Below are 24001 nucleotides of genomic sequence, written 5' to 3' on the forward strand. Positions count from 1 at the left end.
ATGACAATGCAGCAGTTCAGGAGCAGGAAATGACCGTAAAGACCGCAAGGAAGCGTGTCGTCATCCACGAGGACGACGTCGGCATGAGCCATGGCGCAAATGTCGCGTTTTTCGAACCGTCGAAGTTCGGCACATGCAGTTCCGGTTCGGTGATGGCGCCATGCCCGTGGTTCCCGGAAGCCGCTCAGATCGCCGTCGCCAACCCCGATTTCGACCTCGGCGTACACTTGACGCTGACCAGCGAGCAGAAGCCGTATCGCTGGCGTCCGCTGACCAACCCGCCCAAATCGGCTGCGATGACTGACGAGTTCGGCTATTTCTGGCCGACCGTACCGCAGGCGCGCAAAGCCCATCCCGATGCGGTGGAAGCGGAACTGCGTGCGCAGATCGAATGCGCCATCGCTGCCGGCATCGACATCACCCATCTCGACGCTCACATGGGCACGGCGCAGATGCCGGAATTCATCGCCATCTATCGCAAGCTCGGCCGGGAATACCGGCTGCCGGCGCTGCTGGTGAAGGACCTGTCGGGCTACAACCCGGCGAGCTATGCCGGTGAGCTGGACATTGCCCGCTACGATGCCGAAATCGTAAAGGCGCAAGCGGCAGGCGAACCGGTGTTCGACATCGTTCTGGAAACGCCCTGGGCGCGCAAGACGGATGCGCAGACGGCCTACCACGCGATGTTTGCCAGAATCCCGGAGGGGTTGAGTTTCCTGTCGCTGCATTTCAACACGGTAGGCGATTTCGAGGCGATCAATCCTCCGGATGCCCATCTGCGGACCGAGGAATACGCGTTGTTCAAGACGGCGCGCGTCAAGGCGTGGATCAGCGAGTTCGACATCGAAGTGATCGGCATGCGCGGCATGCGTGATGAACTGCGCGCCGCCAAGATCTGAAAGCCGACGATCTTATGAGGCCAGATGCCGCCGGGTCAGCCCGATCAGCAGCGCCTGGTCGCGGGCGGCGTGTTCGGGCGGGTTGACGACGGCATCGCCATTGACGATCGCCGCCCAGAAGCCACGCATCTCCTCGACGAAGGCTTCGGCGTAACCGGCCCGCAAATCTTTCTTCGACAGCGTGTGACCGTCCGAGGTCGTCACCGTCAGCCGGGTCGGATGATGGTTGAGCCAGGGCGAGGGGAATTCGAGCTCGAGGCTGGCATCGTCGAAGAACAGCGTGATCCGCTCCTTGTAGTCGGCGAGCTTGGGCACGGTGAGATGCGTCATGGTCCACAGTGCCTGCCCGTCCAGCAGCCTGAAGGCGCCGTGGCCGCCGTCGCCATTGGCAAAGATCTGCGCGCCGGCGACCTCGCCGTCCGGCACGCCGAGCGCATCGAGCAGGCCATGGACGGCATTGACATCGTGAATCAAGGCCGAGCTGTAAGCGCCGGTAAATCCACGGAAAGCGAGATCGGTCAGATGCACGCCGACGGCCTCTTCGACCTGGCGCTTCTGCTTGGCTGCGACAGCGGCGACCATGTCTTGTGGGATATCGGTACCGCGCCTGTAGGGCTGATGGGCGATGAACGGCCAGGCGTCGGGATCGTTTACCTCCACCGAGACCGCGCGCAGCGTGCTCGATGTTCCAGGCAGCGAAGCGAGCGCCAGCCGGTAGCTCGGGTCGAAGCGCTTCATATAGCCGACCTGAACGATTTTCCTGGCGGCGTCGCGCGCGGCGATGATCCCGGCGATTTCCGCCAGCGAATAGCAGAGTGGTTTTTCGCAAAAGACATGCAGGCCGCGCGCCAGCGCCGCCAGCACCTGTTCGTGATGCAGCGGGTCCGGCGAGCCGATCACCACCGCGTCGAGGCGCTGGTCGAAGAGCTGGTCGATCGTTTCGAAATTGGCAATGCCATGGGTGTCGGTGACGAACTGCCGCGAAATCCTCGAGGGATCGGCGACCCCGACCAGCTCGAACAATTCACCGAGGCGCAGCAGATTGGGGATATGCTCGACCTGCGAGATCATGCCGGCGCCGACGACCCCGACGCGTATCCTGCTCATTGGATCATTCCCCGCAATGTCCGATTGTCAGCTCAAGGCGCCGCAGGCGGCCGGTTGCCGATCTGGGCGAGCAGGCCGGCAATCTCCGCCTCGACCGCCTTCAGGTCCTCGCCGCCCGACATGATCGAGATGACCTCGTCGCGCGAAATCTCGGACTTGGCATAGGTGCCGCGATTGCGGCCGCGGTTGAGCAGCGTGAAGGTGTCGCCGACCGGATAGGCATGGTGGATGTTATGGCTGATGAAGATCACGGCCAAACCCCGCATGCGTGCTTCGATGATGAACTTCAGCACCATCGCCGCCTGGTGGACGCCGAGCGCGGAAGTCGGCTCGTCGAGGATCAGCACGCGCGCGCCAAAATGCACGGCGCGGGCGATCGCCACCGACTGGCGCTCGCCGCCCGACAGCGTGCCGACGGCCTGCGTCGGATCGCGCACGTCAATGCCGATATCGGCCATCGCCTGCCTGGCAATGGTGTTGGCGCGCTCCTTGTCGATGCGCGAGAAGGGCAGGCTGCTTTTGGTCGGCTCGCGGCCGAGGAAGAAGTTGCGGGTGATCGACATCAGCGAGATCATGCCGAGGTCCTGGAACACCGTTGCCACGCCGAGCTCCTGCGCGTCGCGCGGGCTGCGGAAGGTGACCAGCTTGCCGTCGACCAGGATTTCGCCCTTGCTCGGCCGATAGACGCCGGACAGGACCTTGATCAGCGTCGACTTGCCGGCGCCGTTGTCGCCGAGCAGGCAGTGGACCTCGCCCGGATAGACCTTGATGTCGATGTCCTGGAGGGCGCGCACCGAGCCGAAATTGACGCTGACGCCGCGCAGTTCCATTGCCGGTTCGGTCATTTGGGCCCTCTCGGTCATTTGCCACCTCCGCGGCCGAGCGCCTTCAGCCTGATGTAGTTGTTGACCAGCACGGCCATCAGGATGACGATGCCGAGGAAGACCTTGAACCAGTCGGTGTCGATGCCGGTGTAGAAGATGCCCATCTGCACCAGCCCGAAGATCAGCGCGCCGAACAGCACGCCATAGACGGTGCCGTAGCCGCCGGTGAGGAGCACGCCGCCGATGACGGCGGCGATGATCGCCTCGAATTCCTTGAGCAGGCCGCGCGTGGTGTCGGCGGAGCCCGCCTCCATCACCTGGATGGTGGCAAGCAGCGTCGCCGCGCAGGCGGTGTAGACGAACAGGCTGATCTTGACGCGATCGACCGGCACGCCGACGTTGCGGGCTGCGATCAGGTCGCCGCCGGTGGCGAAGATCCAGTTGCCGTATTTCGTCTGGGTAAGCACGTAGCCGGCCAGCGCCGTCAGGCCGAGCCACCAGACGATCGACATCGGAATGCCGGCGACGAAGGGAATGCCGTCGCTGCGGGTGGCTATCCAGCCTTGAGCGCCCATCCAGTGGAACAGGCCGGTGAGCAGATGGCCGTTGAAAATGCCGGCCGTCGCCGGATCCGGTGCGCCTTCGAGTATGTAGGGGATCTGGGTGCGGCCGGTGACGGCGCGGGTGATGCCGATCGACAGTCCGCGCAGGATATAGAGGGTGGCGAGCGTGACGATGAAGGAGGGCAGGCGCGTCTTCACCACGATCAGTCCGTTGAGATAGCCGGTGAGGATGGCAACGGCGAAGGCACAGGCGATGCCGCCCCATAGCGGCAGGCCCCAGTACTTCACCGTCAGCCCGATGACGACACCGGCAAAGCCGACCATGGAGCCGACCGAAAGATCGAACTCGCCGGCGATGATGAGGAGTGCTGCCGCGGTGGCGACGATGCCGAGCTCCGCCGACAGCGTCAGGAATGTCATCGATCCCTGCAGCGAATAGAGGTTTGCCGCGCCCGGCAGCAGCGCAAAGATGATGATCGTCGCAAGCAGCCCACCGGCGGCACCGGCTTCCGGCCGGCGCAGCCACTGGGTCAGCTTGCCGGTGCTGGCCAGCCGCTCGTCGGCGCCGACGGCGCGCTTCGACGTCATGCCGAAGCGGTCGGTCGCCTTCAGTTCGCCCGGAGATATAGCCTTGTCTTCCACGACCGCCATTAGGCTCTCCAATCGCTCAATTCGCAATCTTCGAACGGATCGGGAGTGCGCTTGGCGCATTCTCCCGTTCCGTCGGAGCGCTTGCCTAGCGGATGCCCTCTTTGGCGAGCGCCAGGATCGCCTTGGCTTTTTCCGGCGAGTCGATGAACAGCGGTCCGGTATAGGCGTTGTTCTGCGGCCAGAAGCCGTGCGTCGCCTGCTCGACCAGATAGATCACCGGCAGATAGCCCATCAGATATTGCTGGGCATCCATGCCGAAGCCCATTTCGCCGGCGACGACAGAGTCGAGGACCTCCGGGCTGATGTCGAATGTGTAGAGCTTGAGCTTGCCGAACAGTTCCTTGTCGCGGAACATCGGGATCAGCGGGTTGGCGGCGGTGGCGCCGAGCGCAAAGACGGCCTGCGTGTCGGGATGCGCGGACAGATAGGCTTCCGTGCGGCGCTGGATGTCTGCGGGATCGGGCGCCACGGCCAGAACCTCGGTGCCGCCGCCGGAGGGCTTCAGCCCGTCATTGAGGCCCTGGCAGCGCTGGTCGAGGCTGACATTGCCGACCTCGTGGTTGATGCAGACGACCTTGAGCGTGCCTTCCTTGGCCAGCCGCTCGCCGGCCTTCTTGCCGGAATCATATTCGGAAACGGTGCCGACATAGAGCGTCGTGCCGAGCTCGGCGCCTTCCTTTTCGCCGGAATCCAGAACCACCATGGGAATATTGGCGGCAAGCCCGGATTTGACCGATTTGCCGAGCGCATTGGCGTCGGCGATGGAGACGGCGATACCGTCCGGCTTGGTGGCGATAGCGGCGTCGAGAAGCCGGGCCTGCTCGACCACGTCGAAGACCTGCGGCGCGTAATATTCGACCTTGGCACCGGTAAGGGCGGCCGCGTCATCGACGCCGCGCTTGACCACCGACCAATAGGGATCGGACGCCGACCCATGCACTACGAAGGTGATGCGGACGTCCTTCGGATCCTTCAGGCCCGCGGCATGCGCGATACCCGTCATCAGGCCCGCCGAAACGAAGGCGCCCAATGCCACTTTCAGAAGAGTTTTCATCTTATTCTCCCATTTGTCGTTGCAGTTCCAATCCCTCTGGCGCCGTTTTCCGGCCGCGACGATCGGCTCACGTTGCGGATCGGGTGGCCGCTTTGCGGGCCTTTGCCGACGCCGATCGCTGTTCGCCCACGGTGTTGCCGCGGGCTGTTGTTGATGATCGCCCGGCCGAGAGCGCTGCGCGAAGCTCCTCGCGCAACGGCTTCATGCCGATGAAGTCGATCGGCTGTGCGGCGAGCCAGTCGCGAAAGCCCTGTCGCGGAACAGCTCGTACTCTTCGGTGCGGATATAGGCGGAGCGCGGCTCGATCAGCTCGAGTTCACCGGGCGCGTTGCAATGCAGGCAAAAGAAGGTCAGGCCCTCGCGCACGCCGTCGATGAGCGCCTGGTAAGCCGGCTCGATCGGCCTGGAGCGCGGCCGGCCCCAGGTCGTCTGGATGGCGGCGTCGAAAATGGCAAAGCCGCCCGCACGGGCCAGCGCCACGCCGCGCTGGAACGCCTCCTCGGTGACGCCGACCAGATTGTCGTTGGGGGAATAGGCGGACAGCGTCTTGGTCAGCAGCACCGGCAGCTGATATTCGAGCCCGAGCTTGATGTAGATAGCGCAGAATTCCGGCGACAATGCCGCTCCCATATGCGCGTCGAGGTGGGTGACGTCGATGCCGGCGCGATAGGCGGTGTCGATCTGGGCGCGAAGCTCGGCCTCGACCGCCTGCGGCACCGCCTTGCGGCGCGTGGTCGCCACATCGGGCCAGAAGAAGCCGAACTCGTCGGTCAAGCCGGCCGCCCGCGACGGCGCGGTCAACGGCCGCCATTTGTAGTGCTGCTTCTCGCTGTTCAGCGTCAGGTGGACGCCAAGGTCGAGGGCAGGGTTGGCGGCGGCGCTTTCGGCCATTTCGAGGAACCACGGGCACGGCACCATCACCGCGCCGGAACTGCAGACACCCAGCCCGCTCAATTCGAGGAAGGCGCTGTTGGCGCCGTGGCACATGCCGACATCGTCCTCGTGGAGCACGATCCGTTTGCTGGAGCCGGCGGCCTTCACGAACGGCCGCCTTTCCGCCGGCACGCCGGTTTCGAGGGTCTTCCAAAGTGTGTCCCGTATTTCATGGAACCAACCGTTTGCCCAACTGGCCGGAATGGAACGCCGAAACCTGCCTTTCCGACAGGGCCACTTTGGCGAATTCGGATGGGTACGATTTGCCTGCCGGCTGAGACACTTAGCTGCCGATTCCCCCAATCACGGTTCAAAACCAGTCATAGGAACCGTCTTCCGGGCGCAGATGGCTTGGTCGAATAGCGGCGGAGTGGTTCTTTCAAACCGTGCCGACAAGCCTACAGCTGTCCACACCATCAAGCGACCACATTATCAAGTGACCCACACTATCAAGTGACTGGAGGCCTGTCATGTACACCGCCGGCGAAGAGGAAATCGAAGCCATTGCCAGGGTGATCCGCTCGGGCGCGCTGTTTCGTTACGGCAGGGACAGCGAATGCGACCGTTTCGAGGCCCGCTATGCGCAGCATCTTGGCGTCGAGCATTTCGCGCTGGCCGCCAGCGGCACCTATGGGCTCGCCGCCGGCCTGATCGGCCTCGGCATCGGCCCGGGGGACGAAGTGCTGGTGCCCGCGCACACCTATATGGCGACCGCGACCGCGGTGCTGTCGGTCGGGGCCATTCCCGTCATCGTCGACATCGACGAGAGCCTGACCATCGATCCCATCGCCCTGCGCGATGCCATCGGGCCGCGCACCAGGGCGGTCATCCCGGTGCATATGTGGGGTGCGGCCTGCAACATGAATGCGATCATGGACATTGCTGCCAAGCGCGGCTTGCTGGTGCTGGAGGATGTCTGCCAAGGCATCGGCGGCGGCTATGAGGGCCGCAAGCTCGGCTCGATCGGCCATGCCGGCGCCTATTCCTTCAACTACTTCAAGAACATGACCTCGGGCGAGGGCGGCGGTATCGCCACCAGCGACCCGAAAGTGGCGGAACGGGCGCGCTGCGCAATCGACCCTTGCCATTTCTACTGGCAGGGCAGAAGCGACAGCATCAAACCCTTCGCCGGCATCGGCGCGCGTGCTTCCGAACTGATGGGGGCGATGCTCAACGTCCAACTCGACCGGCTGGACGGCATCATCGAGGCGATGCGAGCCGAGAAGAAGACGGTGCTGGCCGGTACCCACCACCTTAGCAATCTTGGGCTGACGCCGTCGCCGATGAACAGCGCGGACGACGATTGTGCCGCACAGGTGATGTACCTGCTGCCGAGCGAGCAGGCGGCGCAGACTTTTTCGAAGACCATTCCGAGCGTCGTTGCCGGCAAGACCGGCCGTCACAATTTCACCCAGTGGGACCAGGTGCTGATGCATGAAGGCGCGCATCATCCGGCGCTCAATCCTTACGCACTGCCCGAGAACCAGGGCCTGCGGCTGGATTATTCCGACGACCTCGGCAAGCGCTCGCTCGACATCCTCAACCGCACCGTGATGGTCGCCATGAACCCGGCGCACAGCGATACCGACATTCAGGACATGATCCACAACATCGACGCGGCGGCGCGGGTGGCGCTGGAGAATGCTTCGCTCGATGATATCGAATTGCGCAAGGCGGCACCGGTTGACCTGCAGAAGTTCGACAGTGTGAACTAGACCAGTTCCGGCGCGGTTTGCTCCCCTGCGGTCGAGTTCCTTGTCCGGTGGCCGGCCGAGGATTCCGGCCGGCATAACCGGCCGCCAAAAAAATCCGCAGGCCCGTGTCGGACAGGCCGCGCTCCGCTCGTCCTAGGGGGCATCGATCACCAACACGGAGGATTAACGATATGCCCGGCACCGTACGGCTGCACCGCGTTCTGACAACCAGCCCGGAGAAAGTCTACCGCGCGTTCCTTGAAGCGGATGCACTTGCGAAATGGCTTCCGCCGAACGGCTTCACCTGCACGGTTCATCACTTCGAGGCGAAAGTCGGCGGTGCGTTCAAAATGTCCTTCCGCAACTTCACCACCGGCGACAGCCACTCGTTCGGCGGCGAATATGTCGAGCTCGTGCCCAATGAGCGACTGCGTTACACCGACCGGTTCGACGACCCCAACCTGGCCGGCGAGATCGAGGTGACCGTGACATTGAAGAAAGTGTCGGTCGGCACCGAAGTGAATATCACGCAGGCAGGTATCCCAGACGCCATCCCGGTTGAGGCCTGCTATCTCGGCTGGCAGGAGTCGCTGCGAAATCTGGCGAAGCTCGTTGAACCCGAGATCAACCAGTAAGGTAAAGCGCTGCCCTGGCGGGTTGGCGTCGCTAACCGGAAACCCAGGGATGACGCCGGTCTTCCCACCCAACATGCGCTGGCGCCGGAAAGGCCGGATCGGCGAAGCAGCCGACTGCGACGGCGATCCATTCAGGCTTTTGCTCGGGCTCCCAGAAGACGCTCGAGCCGCAGCCCGGGCAGAAATGGAAAGTGACGTGGTGGCCGCTCCGAGCTGACCGCCTGTAGGTCCTGGCGTCGCCTCTGGCTTCTACCTTGTCGCGCGCAAAGAAGGCGGCGACGCCGTATGTGCTGCCGGTCCGTTTCTGGCAGTCGAGGCAGTGGCACTGTGCGACCAGCTGTGGCTCTCCGTTACAGGAGATCCTCAGTTGCCCGCAGGCACAGGATGCGGTTCTCATGGCAATCCTCATGGTTCAGATGAATGCGTTGCCCGCCTATACCGGCGGTGGGCATGCTTCTGGTTTTCGGGGAGGTTCGGCCTTGGGAAGCGCGCTTTGCGCGGACGCCGAAAAACAAGGACCGACGTCCCATATTCCTAATCACTGCGGACGACCGATTCAACCCGCGGTGAACGAGATGGAGAGCCGGCTCTAGCTTCTATCCAATCTTAGGAACGCGGCGCGCAGCGCCAGCACGGCGCGCAGGATCTGACGTTCGTCCATTGCCGCGTAGCCGAGCAGCAGGCCGTGCTCGGGTTCAGTAGAGTGGTAGTTGATGGAGATGCCCTGAACGTCGAGCCCCTCCTTGAGGGCGGCGGCGACCACGTCGCTGTCCTTATAGGGCCTGACGAAGCTCGCCAGCAGCTGCATGCCGGAATCGTTTTCCGTCACGGTCAGCCATTCGGCCAGATGCTCCTGGCACAGCTTGACGAAGTTCGCCTGCCGGCGCGCATAGAGCCGGCGCATGCGCTTGAGATGCGTGGCGAAATAGCCCTGCATGATGAAGTCGTTGACCGTTGCCTGCAGGATCAGCGGCGCGAACTGGCCGGTGATGCTCACCGCCCGGTCGAACGGAACCGACAATTCGCGCGGCACGATCAGATAACCGATGCGCAGCGCCGGAATCAGCGTCTTGCCGAAGCTGCCGATATAGACGACGCGGTCGGCATGGTCGAGCCCGCGCAGGGCCGGCACCGGCCGGCCGCGGAACCGGTATTCGCCATCATAGTCATCCTCGACGATCCAGGCGCCGTTGCGTTCCGCGATGTCGAGCAACTGCAATCGCTCCTCGATACGCATGATTGTGCCGAACGGCCATTGGCAGGATGGTGTCACATAGATCAGCCGCGGCGGCGGCAGCTCCGGATCGGCAAGATGCCAGCCGCGCCGGTCGACCTTCAACGGTGCCAGCTTGGCGCCGCTGGCGAGAAAGGCGCTTTTGGCGCCGAGATAGCCGGGCTCTTCCATCCAGACATGGTCGCCTTCGTCCATCAGCACGCGCGAGACCAGATCAAGCGCTGCCTGCGCACCGGTGACGATGATCACCTGGTCGGCGGTGCAACTGATGCCGCGCGACAGGCCGATGGTCGAGGCAATGGCCTGGCGCAGGCCGGGGTGACCGGCAAAGGAGAGATAACCAAGCAGACTATCGTCGCGGCTGCGTGCATTGCGCACCAGAAGGCTTGACCAGATGGTGAACGGAAACGATGCCGTTTCAGGCACGCCGGGATGGAAATTGATGACGCCGGCATTACGCGGCGGTTGCGGGCCGTTGACGATGGTCTGACCGCGCCGCGACAGCTTTTGCGGCGCTGCCAGTCCGGCGCGCAGGGATGCCAAGGGGCGGTTCTGCTGGATCGGCGCCACCCAGGTGCCCGATCCGGCACGCGCCTCGATAAAACCTTCGGCAAGGAGCTGGTCATAGGCGGCGATGACCGTGTTGCGCCCGACCTTCAGATCTTCGGCCAGCGAGCGCGTCGACGGCAGCAGCGTGTTCTGCGGGATCTGGCCGTCAAGAATGAAGCGTCGCAAGGCGCCGTAGATCTGACGATGCATCGGTTCTTCCGAAGCGCGGTCGACCGACATGATGTCGAGGGAAAGGCGCATGTGGTCGGGCAAGGCACTATCCCCCGACGAACCGGGCGGCGCGGGCGATCTTTTCCTCGTTGAGCCGGCAGACGGTGTCGAGCACCAGCCGCCTGGTTTCGGGACGGATCTCGCGGCTGTTCTTCAGCGCGCGATGCACGGTAGCGGCGCCAAGTTCCGCCTTCTCGGCAATCTCGCGGATGGTGCAAAGCCGTTCCATGCCAAGCGCAGCTTCGAAAGCCATATCGCTCCTCCTCGGTTGCATCAAGGCACGGCTTCCGGTCGGCCTCAAGCTTGAAAGTCGGGGTTTGCAATCCAGAGCCGGGATTCTGCGATCCGCGCCGCGCAGGGAGCAAGGCGGCGCGGATCGCCGGGCGCTTTCGCGTCGCTAACCCCATCGCGGCGCGCGCTCATCGTGTCCCCCGGCTCGCAAATGCGGGCCGGTCAGTTTGCCTGCCGCGTCGCCACTTCGAAGCCGGCCTCGCGGGCGGTGGCGAGCAGCGAGAAATAGCCCTTGCTGGCATAGGTCAGCGGATGCGCCTTGGCCGGATCCTGCTCGGCTTCGACAACGAGCCAGCCTTCATAGCCGCGCGCGGCGAGGGGTTTCAGCAATGACAGGAAATCGACCGAGCCGTCGCCGGGCACGGTAAAAATGCCGTCCATTACCGCCGCCATGAAGCTCATGTCCTCGCGGCGTGCCCGTTCCAGCACCGCCCTGCGAACGTCCTTGCAATGGAAATGCACGATACGGTCGAGATGCCGTTGCAGCAGCGATTGCGGGTCGCCGCCCGAAAACAGGCAGTGGCCGGTATCGAACAAAAGGCCGACGCTTCGGCCCGTCGCCGCCATCAGCCTGTCGACTTCATCGTCCGTCTCGACGATGGTGCCCATGTGGTGGTGGAAGGCCATGCCGACCCCGAATGCGGCCATGCGGTCGGCGAGGGCGGTCAGTTTCTCGCCATAGGACGGCCAGTCGCCGTCGGCGAGGCGCGGACGCTCGGAGATCGGTGCGAAAATGCCGTCATGGCGACCGCGCGAGGTGTCGGCGTAGACGACGATCCTGGCGCCAAGGTCGCGCAACAGCTGAAGATGTGGGGTGATCGCCGCGAATTCCTCGTCGACCGTGCGGTCGAGAATGCGGCCATCATACCAGCCGGAGACGAGTTCCAGGCCATAGGAAGACAGGAGCGGCCCAAGCACTTCGGCCTGGCGCGGAAATTTGCCGCCGAGTTCGGTGCCGCGGTAGCCGGCCAGCGCGGTTTCCGACAGGCAGGTGTCCAAGGACGTATCCCCGCCAAGCGCCGGAACGTCGTCATTGCTCCAGGTGATGGGATTGATGCCGATCTTGACCGTCATGACGCCAGGCTTTTGCGGGCTTGGGAATACAAGCCGAGCCTGCAAACTGGCGACAAAGAGGCCCTGTCACTAGGTCCAGTTCAGCCGAATCTGGCAGAACCAATTAATGGTGACCGATTCTAGTCTTCCTTTGGGCGGCCAAAAAGGGCGCGCAGTTCGTCCTTTGCGTCCTCCAGCACTTTCTTCTGCGCCGCCGGCAGGTTCTTGCCGGCGCGGTTGATGTAGAAATTCAGCATCGACATGGCGGATTGAAACGGCCCTGCCTTGCGCCGGTCGCTGTGCTCGGCCGAGCGCTTCAACGAGGCGGCGATCTTCTTGGGATCGTGGGATTCGAAGATGTGTTCCTCGAGGTCCAGCGCGTCGCTGTGCCCGGTGACGTCGGCGGACCATTTCCGTTGCGCGGTCATGGCAAACTCCTTCCACTAGGTCGTTGCCGGAAAACGCCTTATGGCGCACCCCTGTTCCACTTCGGCCCGAATCCCTGGAGCCACGGATTTGCCTGTCGTGGCGCTGCTCGGCGATGCGAATGCGCCGATAGTGGTCAGAACCGCCGATTCAAGAACTGCGGACAGGAAACGCTCTTGATCCCAATCGTCTCAAGCCAGGCAGGAAGTTCCGGCATCGACAGTGCCTATGCCTGGATACGGCTGGGCATCTCGATGCTGCTGGCAACGATCGGCGGGGTCGGCATGTGGGCGGTGGTCGTGGTGCTGCCTGCCGTGCAGGCAGAATTCGGCGTCGACCGCGCCGCTGCCTCGATGCCCTACACCGCGACCATGGTCGGCTTTGCCGCCGGCAATGTGCTGTTCGGCCGCGCCATCGACCGCATGGGGTATTGGATCCCGGCGCTGATTGCCGCGATTACACTTGGCGCCGGCTTCCTGCTGGCGTCGCTGACCAGTTCGATCCTGCAGTTCACCCTCGTCCAGGGCCTGTTGATCGGCGTTGGCTCGTCGGCGATCTTCGGGCCGCTGATCGCCGACATCTCGCACTGGTTCAACCGGCGCCGCGGCGTCGCGGTGACTGCTGCCGCATCCGGCAACTATCTCGCCGGAGCGATCTGGCCGACGGCGATGCCCTATGTCATGCAGGCGCAAGGCTGGCGCTTCACCTATGCCGCGATCGGCGCCGTCTGCCTGGTCACCATGGTGCCGCTGATCCTGCTGCTCCGGCGCGGCGCACCGCCCCAGGCGGCTCCGGGATCGCCGGGGAGCCGCGTGGTGCAGCCGATCTCACTGTCGCCGGCGGCCTTGCAGGCGCTGCTCATCGTCGCCGGGCTCGGCTGCTGCGTGGCGATGTCGATGCCGCAAGTCCATATCGTCGCCTATTGCATGGATCTCGGCTACGGCGTAGCGCATGGCGCCGATATGCTGTCGATCATGCTGGCGGCGGGCGTCGTCAGCCGGCTTGGCTCGGGTTTCCTTGCCGATCGCATCGGCGGCGTGAAAACCCTGCTGATCGGCTCGGTGCTGCAATGCCTGTCGCTGTTGTTCTATATCCCGTTCGACGGGCTTGCCTCGCTTTATGTCGTCTCGCTGGTCTTCGGCCTGTCGCAAGGCGGCATCGTGCCCTGTTATGCGATCATCGTGCGCGAATATATGCCAGCCAAGGAGGCTGGCCAGCGCGTCGGCATCGTCATGATGGCGACCATCTTCGGCATGGCGATCGGCGGCTGGATGTCGGGCTGGATCTACGATCTGACCGGCTCTTATGCCGCCGCGTTCCTCAACGGCATTGCCTGGAACCTGCTGAATATTTTGGCCATGGTGCTGCTGCTGTGGAAGGCCCGGCGCAGCGCTGCTGTGGCGGCCTGAAGCACAGCGGTACGGATACAGTCTCTCCGCCGTCGCTTGACAATAGCCGAAGGCTGCGCGACGCCAGACAAGGTGTGGCAACGGGCCAGGTTGGCAAGGCAGCGGTGGCAAAGACCCTGAACATCGTCTCACGGTCGCGTCTGGGCGGTTGCCCGGCTTCGGGACCAGTACGGTGATCAAGCCGCGCTCGCGCCGCGGCGGCGGCCGCCCGACCATCGCCGACGTCGCCCGCAAGGCCGGCGTCGGCGCCATTACCGTATCGCGCGCCCTGCGTGAGCCGGGGCGTGTCTCGGAAGATCTGCGCCGCCAGATCGAGTCGGCCGTGAACGAGCTCGGCTATGTGCCCGACCCGAATGCGCGGGCGCTGGCTTCGGCGCGCGCCGAGGTCTTTGGCGTTCTGGTGCCGTCGCTTACCAACAACGTCTTTGCCGAAGTGGTGCGCGGCATCTACGACAGCCTGTCGGACGGCCCTTTCCGGATTCAGCTCGGCAACACCCACTATTCCGGCCTCGAGGAAGAGCGGCTGCTGCAGGTGTTTGGCCCGCAACGCCCGGCGGCGCTGATCGTGGCCGGCATCGACCAGACGCCGGCCTCGCGAAAACTGCTGGAAACGGCAGGCTGTCCGGTGGTGCAGGTGATGGAGACCGGGCCCGATCCGGTCGACATGATGGTCGGTTTCTCACATTTCGAGGGCGGCAAGGCGGCTGCGGAACATCTGATCGAGGCAGGCTATCGCCGGATCGGCTTCATCGGTGCGCGCATGGATCCGCGTTCGCAGCGGCGGCTTGCCGGCTATCGCGCGGCGATGGAGGCGGCCGGCCTGTTCGATCCGAGGCTCACCACCACCACGCCGGTGCCCTCCAGCGTCACCCTCGGCCGCGAATTGTTCCGCGACGCGCTGGCCAAGGTGCCGAGCCTCGACGGCGTGTTCTGCAACAATGACGATATAGCACTCGGGGTGCTGTTCGAATGCCACCGCGCTTCGATCGCCGTACCGAAGACGATCGGCATCGTCGGCTTCAACGATCTCGACATGATGGAGGTGGCTTTTCCGTCGGTCACCAGCGTTCGGACGTATCGCTACGAGATCGGCCGGCGGGCGGTCGCCATGGCGCTTGCGGCGATCGAAGGCAACAGGCCGGAACAGCGGGTCGTCGACCTCGGCTTCGAACTCAAGCGGCGTGAAAGCACGGCACGCTGAAGCGCGCTTCAACGCAATGGCGCTTTACACTACGTCATGGTAGCGCTACCAGTTATCGCCGGGCGGTACTTCGCTCAGAGGATGGGGGCTGTTTATTATACATAAGCGACAGCTCATGCTTGTTTATTATGTATAATATGATAGTTTTTGCGGGACTAGCCGGGCAGCAAAGGAGGGGATCGGGTCGGCATTCGGCCACCTGAACGCGCGACGGGTACGGCGGGAGGTGCCGGGCCGGAAAAGCGCAAATTCATCGGCGTAACAACAAACAAAACTGCAACTGGGAGGAATATCGATGATCAAGTCACTCGTTGGCGGTATCGTTGCCGCCACTGCTTTCGTCATGCTGAGCTCGTCGGCGATCGCCGATCCTGAAATCGTCAAGGGGCCATCGGCCGAGCCTGACTGCTTCGCGCCCTGGTCGGCCGATACGCAGTTCTTCAAGTTCCCCAAGAAAGACGGCCCGTACCGCATCGCTCTGGCCAACGGCTATATCGCCAACACATGGCGCATCCAGATGGTGCAGACGGCAAAGGCCTATGCAGCGCAGCCGGACGTCGCGGCCAAGCTCAAGGAATTCAAGGTGGTCTCGACCGGCGAAGACGTGCCGGCGCAGATTTCGGCGATCAACAATTTCATCGATTCCGGCTATGACGCGATTGTCGTCAACGCCCAGAACCCGACCGCATTCGGTCCTGTCATCAAACGGGCCAAGGAAGCCGGCGTGGTGCTGGTCGCCTTCGACAACATCCTCGACACCAAGGATGCCATCAACGTCAATGTCGACCAGAAAGGCCTTGGCGAATTGTGGGGCAACTGGCTGGTCAAGCACGTGCCGAACGGCGGCAAGGTGCTGGAAGTGCGCGGCGTCGCCGGCACATCCGTCGATACCGACCGCCATAACGGCATCCACGAGGTTCTCGACGCTTCCGGCAAGAAATGGGATGTCACCGAGGTCGTCGGCAAGTGGGATGACGGCGTTGCGCAAAAGGCTACGGCCGATGCCATTGCCACCAACGGCCCCTTCGACGGCATTACCGGACAGGGCGGCGATACGGGCATCGTGCAGGCGATGATCGATGCCAAGCATCCGTTCGTGCCGTTCGGTGGCGAGACGGAGAACGGCTTCCGCAAATTCTGCGCCAAGTTCGCCGCTGACGGCCTGAAATGCTCGTCGGCCGGCACCGGCCCGGCGCAGGTCGCGGTTGCCATCAAGACGGCGATTGCAGCACTTGAAGGCCAGGTCGTGCCGCAAGCGGTCAAGCTGCCGCTGGCGATCGTCGAGGATCCGAACTTCAAGGCAGGCCAGGACTACTTCCCCGACCAATCCGACAATTTCTTCGTCGGCAATTCCTTCCCGACCTGCGGCATCAATTTCACGGCGCAGGAAATCATGGGCCAGAGCAAGGAAAACCAGTAAACTCCGACAGCCCGACGCCGCGGGAGATCCCGCGGCGTCGGCGCTCGACATCCTGATTGCCAAGCGCCTGGAGAGGGCCGATGGACGGTGCGGTTCCGCTCTTCCGCATGGAAGGCATATCCAAGCGCTATGGCGGCGTGCGCGCGCTGGAGAAGGCCGAACTGTCGGTCACTCCAGGCAGCATCCACGCCATTCTCGGCGAGAACGGCGCCGGCAAATCGACGCTGATCAAGGTAATGGCGGGGGTCGTCGCGCCCGACGAGGGCCGCATGATGCTGGACGGAAGCGAAGTTACCTTCGCTTCGCCGGCCGCTGCCAACCAGGCCGGCATCGTCTGCATCTTCCAGGAACTGTCGCTCGTCCCCGAACTCAGCGTTGCCGACAACATCGTCATTTCCGATCCGCCGAAGCGTTTCGGCATGATCGACCGCAAGGCGCAGCGCCGCATCGCCGAAGAAGCCCTGGCTCGCGCCGGCGCTTCCCATATCCATCCGCTGGCGCTGGTCAAGGATCTTCCCCTTTCAAGAAGGCAGATGGTCGAGATCGCCAAGGCACTGGCGCGCAAGCCACGCATCCTGATCCTCGACGAGGCGACCTCGGCGCTGACCGCGGCCGACGTCGCCAGAGTTTTCGCCGTGTTGAAGCGGCTGCGTTCGGAAGGGCTGGCGCTGCTCTATATATCGCACCGCATGAACGAGATCGCCGAGCTGGCCGACCAGTGCACGGTGTTCCGCAATGGCCGCAATGTCGCCAGCTACGCGGCCGGTACAAAAAGCGACAACGAGGTCGTCGAACTGATGATCGGGCGCGAATACAGCCACATCTTTCCGCCCAAGCCCGCGCGGGCGGCTGCCGCAGCCACGCCGGTTCTGGAGGCGCGCAGCCTGTCCTGGACGGATCGGCTGCACGATGTCTCGCTATCGGTCGGGGCGGGCGAGGTGGTCGGGCTTGGCGGCCTCGACGGCCAAGGCCAGCGCGAATTGCTGCTCGCCTTCTTCGGTGTGCTGCGTGGCCTGTCGGGCCAGATCCTGATCGACGGCAGGCCGGTGGCGATCGCCAGCCCGGCCGCGGCGCGCGATGACCGGATCGGCATGGCGCTGATCCCGGAGGACCGCAAGACCGAGGGGCTGATGCTGCCGATGACGGTGCGCGAAAACCTCTCATTCGCTGCCCTCGACCGGCTGTCCAGGGCCGGCATCATCGATCGCGCCGCCGAGCAGCGGCTGATCGACGATATGGTGGGTCTCCTAGCGATCAAGACCGCCGGCCTCGACATTCCGGTCGGCGCGCTATCCGGTGGCAACCAGCAGAAGGTCGTCATCGCCAAATGGCTGATGCGGCAGCCGCGCATCATCCTGCTCAACGATCCGACGCGCGGCATCGATGTCGGCACCAAGCAGGAGCTTTACCAGTTGATGCGCAAGCTTGCCGACCAGGGTGCGGCGATCCTCTTCTATTCGACCGACTATGACGAGCTGATCGGCTGCTGCGACCGCGTGCTGGTGCTCTATGACGGCGCGGTCAAGCGCGAACTGGTCGGCGCCGAAATCACCGAGCGGGCCTTGATCGCCAGCGCGCTCAACATTCACGAAGAGATGCCAAAGCAAGGAGCGGACGCGTGAAGGATTGGCGCTACTGGCTTGCCGAACAGCGCGGAACGCTGCTGGCGTTCGGCATCTTCGTCGTCATGTTCGTCATCTACACCTCGAACCATCCGGCGGGCTTCACCGCCAATGTCGTACAAACGGCCTCGAACAAGGGTGTGCTGCTCGCCTTCGTCGCCATGGCGCAGACGCTGGTGGTGATCACCGCCGGAATCGATCTTTCGGTCGGGATGATCTTCACCCTGACCAACTGCCTGGCGTCGTGGCTGGTCGTCGGCACCGGCATCGAGACCGCCGTCGGCGTCATCGCCGTGCTCGGCACCGGGCTGCTGTGCGGGGCAATCAACGGCGCCATCGTCATCTATGGACGCCTGCAGCCGATCGTCGCCACCATCGCCACCGGTGCGGTCTATTTCGGCATCGCGCTGCTGCTTCGGCCGTTTCCGGGCGGCTCGGTCAATGAGGGGCTCGCCGACGCGCTGACCGGGCGCCTGTTTGGTATCGTGCCGGCGAGCCTGGTGGCGCTGCTGGCGGTCGTGCTCGTTGTCTGGGTGCCGTTCAGCCGGTCGGTGCTCGGCCGCGCCGCTTATGCGGCCGGCTCCTCGGAGATGGCGGCCTACATGTCCGGCGTGCCGATCCGGCGTGGAAAGTTCGCCGCCTATGCGCTTGCCGGTCTGCTTACCGCGATCGGCGGGCTGTTCCTGACGTTCTTCACCTATACCGGTGATGCGGCCTATGCCAGCGGCAACGCCTATACGCTGTTTTCGATTGCCGCGGTCGTGCTTGGCGGCGTGTCGCTGTTCGGCGGCAAGGGCAGCGCCATCGGCGCGATCTTCGGCGCGCTTGCCTTCCGCACCATCGGCGACCTGCTGTTCGTCTTCGATTTCGATCCGCTCTGGCAGCCCCTGTTCCAGGGCGTCATTCTGCTGATCGCGGTCAGCCTCGGCGCCTTCGCCCTGTTTCGGGTCCGCAACCGGCTGGAGTGGTTCCTGTGAGCGAAACGACTGTGAGTGGTCTCGCCGGCCGCATGCCGAAATTCCTCCGCCGCGCCGACCGGGCGGTGCTGACGGCGTTCGCCTGTATCGTGCTGCTGCTGTTCCTCGGCAGCCTCTATTCGCGCAGCTTCCTGTCGCCTGAATACCTTTTGCAGCAGCTCAAGGTGGCGTCGTTTCTCGGCGTCATCGCGACCGGCATGATGCTGGTCATCCTGCTCGGCCAGATCGACCTGTCGGTGCCCTGGTCGGTGGCGGCCGGCGCGATGATGGCCTGTGCCGCGGCCGCATACGGCCCGGTCGGCGTGGCGCTTGCCATTCCGTTCGGCATCTTCTGCGGTGTTCTGATCGGCATCGTCAACGGCATCGGCGTCGCCTATCTGCGCATTCCCTCGATGATCATCACGCTTGCCACCAACGCCGTCGCGCAGGGGCTGATGGTGGTCTATACGGGCGGTTTCTCGCCGCAGGATTCGGCGACCGGTGCGATGCGCTATCTGGCGACCGGCTTTGCCGTTCCTGCCGTGCCCAACGCCGTCCTCATCTGGGCGCTGATCGGCGCCGCAATGGTGTTCGTGCTGACCCGCACCGGCTTCGGCCGCACCGTTTACGGCATCGGCAATCGCGAGCGTGCCGCCTATCTTTCCGGTATCGACACGCGGCGCGTGGTGATGATCGCCTTTGCGGTTTCGGGCGGGCTCTCCGCCTTCGGCGGCGTGCTGTTGGCCGGCTATGCCTCCAAGGCGGCACAGTCGATGGGCGACGCCTATCTGCTGCCGTCGATCGCCGCGGTTGTGCTCGGCGGCACGTCGATCCTCGGTGGGCGCGGCTCCTATCTCGGCACAGTCGCCGGGGTAATCCTGATCACGCTTCTGCAGTCCATTCTCTCTGTCATGCAGATGCCGGAGGCGGGACGGCAGATTATCTACGGCGTCGTCATCGTCGCCATGCTGCTGCTCTATGGCCGCGCGCCGGCAAGCCGCTGACCTGCATGACCGGCAAAGACGTGGCATATAAGCCGCCGAGCACTGTTCGAACGATACCCGCCATCGTGGTGATGGGGGTTGCCGGCTGCGGCAAGTCGGTTGTCGGCGAAGCGCTTGCAGCGGCATTGGGCGCCGTCTTTATCGAAGGCGACAGGCTGCATCCGCCCGAAAACGTCGCACGCATGGCGAGCGGCCAGCCGCTCACCGACGCGCTGCGCGAAGGCTGGCTCGACGCGATCGGCCAGCGGATGGCCGCGTCGGTCGCAAGCGGGCAAGGTGTGGTCGCCGCCTGCTCGGCGCTGAAGCGCAGCTACCGCGATCGCCTGCGCGGCTTTTGCCCGGATATCGTTTTCGTTTACCTGGAGATCGACCCGGCAACAGCAAAACAGCGCGTCGGCAATCGCAAGGGTCATTTCATGCCGGCAAGCCTGGTCGACAGCCAGTTCGCCACGCTTGAGGCGCCAGCGGCGGACGAGGCGGCAATGACCCTGGATGGCACGCGTCCGGTCGCCGACACCGTCGCGACCGCCTTGAGCCTGCTCGCGCGCTAGATTTGCGACGTCAGTTCGACCGGGAAATCGTCATTGTCGGCGTCGCGCATGGCCGCGAGGCTGCGGTTGTCCAGCACCTCGGCGATCGCCTGCCGGACCTCCAGCATCATGTGCCGGACCTGGCAGGTCGCCTCGTCGCAATCCTCGCAGCGCTGGTATTGCGTGCGGCTGGCGCAGGGGATCGGCGCCAGCGGCCCGTCGAGGACACGCACGACATGGCCGATCTTGATCTCGGAAGCCGGCCGGGCAAGGCGGTAACCGCCTTCCTTGCCCTTGCGGCTCTGGACGAAGCCGGCGTTACGCAACTCGCCCAGGATGGCATCCAGGAATTTCTTGGGGATGTTATTGGCGACCGCAATGTCGTTGACGAATGCGAGCTGGCCGACCGGCAGGCCCGACAGATGCACGAGGGCCTTGAGGCCGTATTTGCCTTTTTTGGTAAGCATGCCCCGAGTCAACCCATGAAGCCCCAACCACCTGCGTCTGGCGGCTGTTTGTGTGCAAATCATGACGGTTTGATCACGCGAAGCCGTTCGCGAAAACAAGCCGTCCGTTCTCACGGTAGGCACAAACGCGTTGATTCTTTGTAACGTTTTGGACGGAATGCGCCTGGAAAGTGCCAGAAATCACCTTTCGCGGCGCGAAAGCAAAGAAACCGGCAAAGCCGGCTTCTGTCAAAGTTGGAAGATCGCCTCAGCGGCTGCCATAAGTCTGGTCGAGCAGGCCGCCCGCTGCAAAGTGCTCGGCCTGGACCTTGGCCCAGCCGCCGAAGACCTCCTCCACCGTCAGCAGGCGGACATCGGGAAACTCAGCCTTATATTTGGCGGCGACTGCCGCGTCCCGGGCCCGCAGGCCGTTGCGGGCGGCGATGTCCTGGCCCTCCGGTGTATAGAGGAAGTCGAGATAGGTCTTGGCGAGATCGCGCGTGCCATGCTCGTCTGCAACCGTGTCGACGATCGCCACCGGAAATTCCGCCAACAGGCTGACCGAAGGCGTTACCTGCTCGAACTTGTCCTCGCCATACTCCTTGCGGACGCCGCGCGTTTCCGACTCGAAGGTGATGAGTACGTCGCCGATTTCGCGCTGCACGAAAGTGGTGGTCGCGGCGCGCCCGCCGCTGTCGAACACCGGCACGTTGTTGAACAGCTTTGTCACGAACTCCTTCACCTTGGCATCGTCGCCCTTGAAGGCTTCCTTGGCGTAGGCGGTGGCCGCGAGATAGGTGTAGCGCGCATTGCCCGATGTTTTCGGATTGGGGAAGATCACCTGGACGTCGTCGCGCACGAGATCGTTCCAATCCTTGATGTGCTTCGGATTGCCGGCGCGCACCAGGAAGGAGGGCAGCGAATAGAAAGGCGAGGCGTTGTCCGGAAAGTCCTTCTGCCAGTCGGCGGAGATGAGGCCCTTCTTGACCAGGAAGTCGATGTCGATGACCTGGTTGAACGTGACCACGTCGGCGCCGAGGCCTTCGGCGATGGCGCGTGCTTGTGCCGAGGTTCCGGCATGCGACTGATCGATGGTGACGCCGGGGTGGCCGGCGACGAACGCCTTGTTGACCTGCGCAAACAGTTCGCGCCCGACATCATAGGAAGCATTGAGCAATTTGTCGGCCGACCAGGCTTGGGAGGATGCGAGGAAGAGGCCGGCCAACGTGGCGATGCCAAGCAAAAATCGCTTCATGAAAACAGGCTCCAATGCCATGAGCTTAATGCCGGACCATAGCGGCAAGGCATCGTGCGCGACGAGGCACGCAGAGCGGCCGCTCCACGTTGTCGATAGAAGAAATATTCCCGCTGTGGGCGATTTCTGGTTTTTTCTTTCAGGCAGAGTCTCAGGACAGCTTGGCAGCGGCGCCGATGCCGTCGGCGTGCACGATGGTTCCCGGCCGGCCAACGCGGTGCAAGGCGATTGCATCGCCGCCCTGTCTGGCATATACAAATAGTATATACAAGGGAGCTGTTGTCATGTCTCAACACCGCCATTCAACAACCCCGCCGAAGGAGGCGAAGCTGTTTCGTAACAATCGCAGCCAGGCGGTGCGCATTCCCGTCGAGTTCGAACTTCCCGGCGAAAAGGTCTTGATCAGCCGTGAAGGCGACCGCCTGATCATCGAGCCGGTCCGCAAACCTGGCCTCACCGCACTGCTCGCGCAATGGGCGAAAGAGCCGCCGCCCGGTGCCGAGGAAGACTTTCCCGAAGTCGAGGATATACCTGTCAAATCCGAGGAATTTTTTTGATGCGGTTCATGCTGGACACGAACATTGTCAGCGACATGATCCGAAATCCGGCCGGGAAAGCCGCAAGCGCTGTCCTGCGCGTGGGAGACGCCGCCGTGTGTACCAGCATCGTCGTCGCGTCGGAACTGCGATATGGCTGCGTCAAGAAAAGATCAGCCAAGTTGCACAAGAAGGTCGAGGAATTGCTGACTGAGATTCCCGTCTTGCCGCTCGATGTGCCCGTGGATGCCGAGTACGGCGCGATTCGCGCAGAACTGGAAGGCAGGGGCCAGACCATCGGCCAAAATGACCTTTTTATTGCTGCCCACGCCCGTGCGCTTGGAACTACCCTGGTGACCGCCAACACCGGGGAGTTCAACCGGATCAAAGGCCTGAAGGTCGAGAACTGGCTGGTGTAGCGCCTGATAGAGGATCAAGCAGCCGGAAAAAGCTTCCAGCGCCGCGGCCTGAAAGCCACGCGACTTTTCTGCGCCGCCGGATGATCGACGGGCAATTCGATCTCGACCCGCTGACGTTCGCCGCCGATTTCGAGCTCGACCCGCCTGGTGCCGGCGACGCGGCGGCTGGCGGCGACCGTGCCGGCGATGCAGCCGTTGCATTCTTCCACCAGATCGACGTCGTGCGGGCGAAAGAACAGCGTCGCTTCGCCTTGCGGTGCGTGCGGCGCGGAAAGCCCGATCGGCCGGTCGGCGATCCAGACCTGACCGTCCTCGACCTTGACCGGAAGCGAACTCGATTCGCCGATGAAGCCGTAGACGAAGGGAGAGTTCGGCGTGTCGTAGATCTCGTCGGCGGTGCCGACCTGCTCGATGCGGCCCTGGCTCATCACCACGACACGGTCGGCAAGCTCCAGTGCCTCTTCCTGGTCATGGGTGACGAAGACCGTGGTGTGACCGGTGGCGTCGTGGATGTCGCGCAGCCAGCGGCGCAGTTCGCGGCGCACCTGCGCATCGAGCGCGCCGAACGGCTCGTCGAGCAGAAGCACGGCCGGTTCGATCGCCATGGCGCGGGCCAGCGCCACGCGCTGGCGCTGGCCGCCCGAAAGCTGTGCCGGATAGCGTTTTTCCAGACCGGAAAGCTGAACGAGGTTGAGGAGTTCCGAGGCGCGGCGTCGGATTTCCTTCGCCGACGGGCGTGACGGCCCGTGCCGGACCTTGAGTCCGAAGCCGATATTGTCGGCGACCGTCATATGGCGAAACAGCGCGTAGTGCTGGAAGACGAAGCCGACATTGCGCTCCTGAATCGACTTTTGGGAGGCATCCTCTTCGCCGAAGAAGATCTTTCCGCGGGTCGGCCGCTCCAATCCGGCAATCAGCCTGAGCAGCGTCGTCTTGCCGGAACCGGACGGTCCCAGCAGGGCGATCAGTTCTCCCGACTTGATGTCGAGCGAAACGTCGTGGAGGGCCGGAAACCGCTCAAACTCCTTGCGCACGTTGGCAACGCGAACTTCCATGCAA

The 24001-nt window shown here is 63.7% G+C and carries 25 protein-coding genes; 12 read left to right on the forward strand and 13 right to left on the reverse strand.

Translation table 11 applies throughout. The features are described 5' to 3' along the window. Positions 1–29: 29 nt before the first annotated feature. Entirely contained in the window at positions 30–899 is an 870-nt protein-coding gene (locus NKH30_RS22725; RefSeq protein ID WP_352997149.1) for a polysaccharide deacetylase family protein, read from the forward strand. A gap of 12 nt (positions 900–911) precedes the next feature. Here the strand turns inward: NKH30_RS22725 and NKH30_RS22730 are convergent, their stop codons facing one another. From NKH30_RS22730 to NKH30_RS22750, 5 genes are all read right to left on the reverse strand, one after another. Then, positions 912–2006, reverse strand: coding sequence for a Gfo/Idh/MocA family protein (locus tag NKH30_RS22730; RefSeq protein ID WP_352997151.1), 1095 nt, complete (start codon positions 2004–2006; stop codon positions 912–914). Between the two features lie 32 nt (positions 2007–2038). Continuing rightward, on the reverse strand, positions 2039–2851 hold the full coding sequence (locus tag NKH30_RS22735; RefSeq protein WP_352542462.1) for an ATP-binding cassette domain-containing protein: 813 nt from the start codon (positions 2849–2851) through the stop codon (positions 2039–2041). Positions 2852–2865: 14 nt separating this feature from the next. Beyond that, on the reverse strand, positions 2866–3981 hold the full coding sequence (locus tag NKH30_RS22740) for an ABC transporter permease (protein WP_352997194.1): 1116 nt from the start codon (positions 3979–3981) through the stop codon (positions 2866–2868). Positions 3982–4129: 148 nt separating this feature from the next. Next, on the reverse strand, positions 4130–5098 hold the full coding sequence (locus tag NKH30_RS22745; RefSeq protein WP_023675817.1) for a rhizopine catabolism ABC transporter substrate-binding protein: 969 nt from the start codon (positions 5096–5098) through the stop codon (positions 4130–4132). Between the two features lie 201 nt (positions 5099–5299). Further along, positions 5300–6139 carry a polysaccharide deacetylase family protein gene (locus NKH30_RS22750; RefSeq protein ID WP_352997153.1) on the reverse strand — a complete coding sequence of 280 codons (840 nt, stop codon included), beginning with the start codon at positions 6137–6139 and terminating at the stop codon, positions 5300–5302. A 362-nt stretch (positions 6140–6501) separates the two neighbouring features. Here NKH30_RS22750 and NKH30_RS22755 point away from each other — a divergent pair, with 362 nt between their 5' ends. Both NKH30_RS22755 and NKH30_RS22760 read left to right on the forward strand, forming a co-directional pair. Continuing rightward, positions 6502–7746: a DegT/DnrJ/EryC1/StrS family aminotransferase gene (locus NKH30_RS22755; RefSeq protein ID WP_352997155.1), complete on the forward strand. Its 1245-nt coding sequence runs from the start codon at positions 6502–6504 to the stop codon at positions 7744–7746. Positions 7747–7916: 170 nt separating this feature from the next. Next, the gene (locus NKH30_RS22760) at positions 7917–8360 is read left to right on the forward strand and encodes an SRPBCC family protein (RefSeq protein WP_352542451.1); all 444 of its coding nucleotides are present in this window, start codon (positions 7917–7919) and stop codon (positions 8358–8360) included. 31 nt (positions 8361–8391) lie between these two features. Here NKH30_RS22760 and NKH30_RS22765 read toward each other — a convergent pair whose 3' ends face one another. From NKH30_RS22765 to NKH30_RS22785, 5 genes are all read right to left on the reverse strand, one after another. Beyond that, positions 8392–8769: a GFA family protein gene (locus NKH30_RS22765; protein WP_352997157.1), complete on the reverse strand. Its 378-nt coding sequence runs from the start codon at positions 8767–8769 to the stop codon at positions 8392–8394. A 180-nt stretch (positions 8770–8949) separates the two neighbouring features. After that, the gene (gene mocR / locus NKH30_RS22770) at positions 8950–10416 is read right to left on the reverse strand and encodes a rhizopine catabolism transcriptional regulator MocR (RefSeq protein ID WP_352774483.1); all 1467 of its coding nucleotides are present in this window, start codon (positions 10414–10416) and stop codon (positions 8950–8952) included. A gap of 4 nt (positions 10417–10420) precedes the next feature. Continuing rightward, complete coding sequence (locus tag NKH30_RS22775) at positions 10421–10627, reverse strand: LacI family DNA-binding transcriptional regulator (protein WP_352453276.1); 207 nt, start codon at positions 10625–10627, stop codon at positions 10421–10423. A gap of 200 nt (positions 10628–10827) precedes the next feature. After that, positions 10828–11739, reverse strand: coding sequence for a myo-inosose-2 dehydratase (iolE, locus tag NKH30_RS22780; protein ID WP_352997160.1), 912 nt, complete (start codon positions 11737–11739; stop codon positions 10828–10830). Between the two features lie 119 nt (positions 11740–11858). Continuing rightward, on the reverse strand, positions 11859–12146 hold the full coding sequence (locus NKH30_RS22785; RefSeq protein ID WP_352473504.1) for a DUF3175 domain-containing protein: 288 nt from the start codon (positions 12144–12146) through the stop codon (positions 11859–11861). Positions 12147–12320: 174 nt separating this feature from the next. On the opposite strand from NKH30_RS22785, the gene NKH30_RS22790 reads away from it, so the two are divergent. From NKH30_RS22790 to NKH30_RS22820, 7 genes are all read left to right on the forward strand, one after another. Continuing rightward, complete coding sequence (locus NKH30_RS22790; RefSeq protein ID WP_352997162.1) at positions 12321–13553, forward strand: MFS transporter; 1233 nt, start codon at positions 12321–12323, stop codon at positions 13551–13553. Between the two features lie 172 nt (positions 13554–13725). Continuing rightward, the gene (gntR, locus tag NKH30_RS22795) at positions 13726–14754 is read left to right on the forward strand and encodes an HTH-type transcriptional regulator GntR (RefSeq protein ID WP_352571764.1); all 1029 of its coding nucleotides are present in this window, start codon (positions 13726–13728) and stop codon (positions 14752–14754) included. 295 nt (positions 14755–15049) lie between these two features. Next, positions 15050–16174 carry a sugar ABC transporter substrate-binding protein gene (locus tag NKH30_RS22800; protein ID WP_352473506.1) on the forward strand — a complete coding sequence of 375 codons (1125 nt, stop codon included), beginning with the start codon at positions 15050–15052 and terminating at the stop codon, positions 16172–16174. A gap of 80 nt (positions 16175–16254) precedes the next feature. After that, complete coding sequence (locus tag NKH30_RS22805) at positions 16255–17796, forward strand: sugar ABC transporter ATP-binding protein (RefSeq protein ID WP_352997164.1); 1542 nt, start codon at positions 16255–16257, stop codon at positions 17794–17796. After that, a complete protein-coding gene (locus NKH30_RS22810; RefSeq protein WP_352997166.1) occupies positions 17793–18773 on the forward strand; it encodes an ABC transporter permease in 981 nt (326 codons plus the stop codon). Before NKH30_RS22805 ends, NKH30_RS22810 begins: the two co-directional genes overlap by 4 nt. Beyond that, a complete protein-coding gene (locus NKH30_RS22815) occupies positions 18770–19756 on the forward strand; it encodes an ABC transporter permease (protein WP_352997167.1) in 987 nt (328 codons plus the stop codon). The genes NKH30_RS22810 and NKH30_RS22815 overlap by 4 nt, the downstream gene beginning before the upstream one ends. Before the next feature lie 5 nt (positions 19757–19761). After that, on the forward strand, positions 19762–20307 hold the full coding sequence (locus tag NKH30_RS22820; RefSeq protein WP_352997169.1) for a gluconokinase: 546 nt from the start codon (positions 19762–19764) through the stop codon (positions 20305–20307). Here the strand turns inward: NKH30_RS22820 and NKH30_RS22825 are convergent. Then, positions 20304–20753 (reverse strand): RrF2 family transcriptional regulator, encoded by a 450-nt coding sequence (locus NKH30_RS22825; RefSeq protein WP_006202816.1) that lies wholly within the window; start codon positions 20751–20753, stop codon positions 20304–20306. The two genes, NKH30_RS22820 and NKH30_RS22825, sit on opposite strands and share 4 nt — an antisense overlap. Positions 20754–21000: 247 nt before the next feature. After that, positions 21001–21987, reverse strand: coding sequence for a sulfate ABC transporter substrate-binding protein (locus NKH30_RS22830; RefSeq protein WP_352473511.1), 987 nt, complete (start codon positions 21985–21987; stop codon positions 21001–21003). A gap of 284 nt (positions 21988–22271) precedes the next feature. On the opposite strand from NKH30_RS22830, the gene NKH30_RS22835 reads away from it, so the two are divergent. Further along, complete coding sequence (locus tag NKH30_RS22835; RefSeq protein ID WP_352997196.1) at positions 22272–22544, forward strand: antitoxin; 273 nt, start codon at positions 22272–22274, stop codon at positions 22542–22544. Next, complete coding sequence (locus tag NKH30_RS22840; protein WP_502911506.1) at positions 22544–22942, forward strand: type II toxin-antitoxin system VapC family toxin; 399 nt, start codon at positions 22544–22546, stop codon at positions 22940–22942. The genes NKH30_RS22835 and NKH30_RS22840 overlap by 1 nt, the downstream gene beginning before the upstream one ends. 14 nt (positions 22943–22956) lie before the next feature. Here the strand turns inward: NKH30_RS22840 and NKH30_RS22845 are convergent, their stop codons facing one another. Next, a complete protein-coding gene (locus NKH30_RS22845) occupies positions 22957–23997 on the reverse strand; it encodes a sulfate/molybdate ABC transporter ATP-binding protein (RefSeq protein WP_352465240.1) in 1041 nt (346 codons plus the stop codon). Positions 23998–24001: the final 4 nt, after the last annotated feature.

This window comes from Mesorhizobium sp. M1273 (assembly GCF_040318195.1).
Taxonomy (GTDB): domain Bacteria; phylum Pseudomonadota; class Alphaproteobacteria; order Rhizobiales; family Rhizobiaceae; genus Mesorhizobium.

Coding starts and splice junctions, on each gene's coding strand:
- NKH30_RS22745 (WP_023675817.1), bottom strand. CDS start 5,098: ATGAAAACTCTTCTGAAAGTGGCATTGGGCGCCTTCGTTTCGGCGGGC.
- NKH30_RS22760 (WP_352542451.1), top strand. CDS start 7,917: ATGCCCGGCACCGTACGGCTGCACCGCGTTCTGACAACCAGCCCGGAG.
- NKH30_RS22840 (WP_502911506.1), top strand. CDS start 22,544: ATGCGGTTCATGCTGGACACGAACATTGTCAGCGACATGATCCGAAAT.
- NKH30_RS22835 (WP_352997196.1), top strand. CDS start 22,272: ATGTCTCAACACCGCCATTCAACAACCCCGCCGAAGGAGGCGAAGCTG.
- NKH30_RS22830 (WP_352473511.1), bottom strand. CDS start 21,987: ATGAAGCGATTTTTGCTTGGCATCGCCACGTTGGCCGGCCTCTTCCTC.
- NKH30_RS22775 (WP_352453276.1), bottom strand. CDS start 10,627: ATGGCTTTCGAAGCTGCGCTTGGCATGGAACGGCTTTGCACCATCCGC.
- NKH30_RS22820 (WP_352997169.1), top strand. CDS start 19,762: ATGACCGGCAAAGACGTGGCATATAAGCCGCCGAGCACTGTTCGAACG.
- iolE (WP_352997160.1), bottom strand. CDS start 11,739: ATGACGGTCAAGATCGGCATCAATCCCATCACCTGGAGCAATGACGAC.
- NKH30_RS22785 (WP_352473504.1), bottom strand. CDS start 12,146: ATGACCGCGCAACGGAAATGGTCCGCCGACGTCACCGGGCACAGCGAC.
- NKH30_RS22735 (WP_352542462.1), bottom strand. CDS start 2,851: ATGACCGAACCGGCAATGGAACTGCGCGGCGTCAGCGTCAATTTCGGC.
- NKH30_RS22800 (WP_352473506.1), top strand. CDS start 15,050: ATGATCAAGTCACTCGTTGGCGGTATCGTTGCCGCCACTGCTTTCGTC.
- NKH30_RS22825 (WP_006202816.1), bottom strand. CDS start 20,753: ATGCTTACCAAAAAAGGCAAATACGGCCTCAAGGCCCTCGTGCATCTG.
- NKH30_RS22740 (WP_352997194.1), bottom strand. CDS start 3,981: ATGACGTCGAAGCGCGCCGTCGGCGCCGACGAGCGGCTGGCCAGCACC.
- NKH30_RS22755 (WP_352997155.1), top strand. CDS start 6,502: ATGTACACCGCCGGCGAAGAGGAAATCGAAGCCATTGCCAGGGTGATC.
- NKH30_RS22805 (WP_352997164.1), top strand. CDS start 16,255: ATGGACGGTGCGGTTCCGCTCTTCCGCATGGAAGGCATATCCAAGCGC.
- NKH30_RS22730 (WP_352997151.1), bottom strand. CDS start 2,006: ATGAGCAGGATACGCGTCGGGGTCGTCGGCGCCGGCATGATCTCGCAG.
- NKH30_RS22765 (WP_352997157.1), bottom strand. CDS start 8,769: ATGAGGATTGCCATGAGAACCGCATCCTGTGCCTGCGGGCAACTGAGG.
- NKH30_RS22845 (WP_352465240.1), bottom strand. CDS start 23,997: ATGGAAGTTCGCGTTGCCAACGTGCGCAAGGAGTTTGAGCGGTTTCCG.
- NKH30_RS22725 (WP_352997149.1), top strand. CDS start 30: ATGACCGTAAAGACCGCAAGGAAGCGTGTCGTCATCCACGAGGACGAC.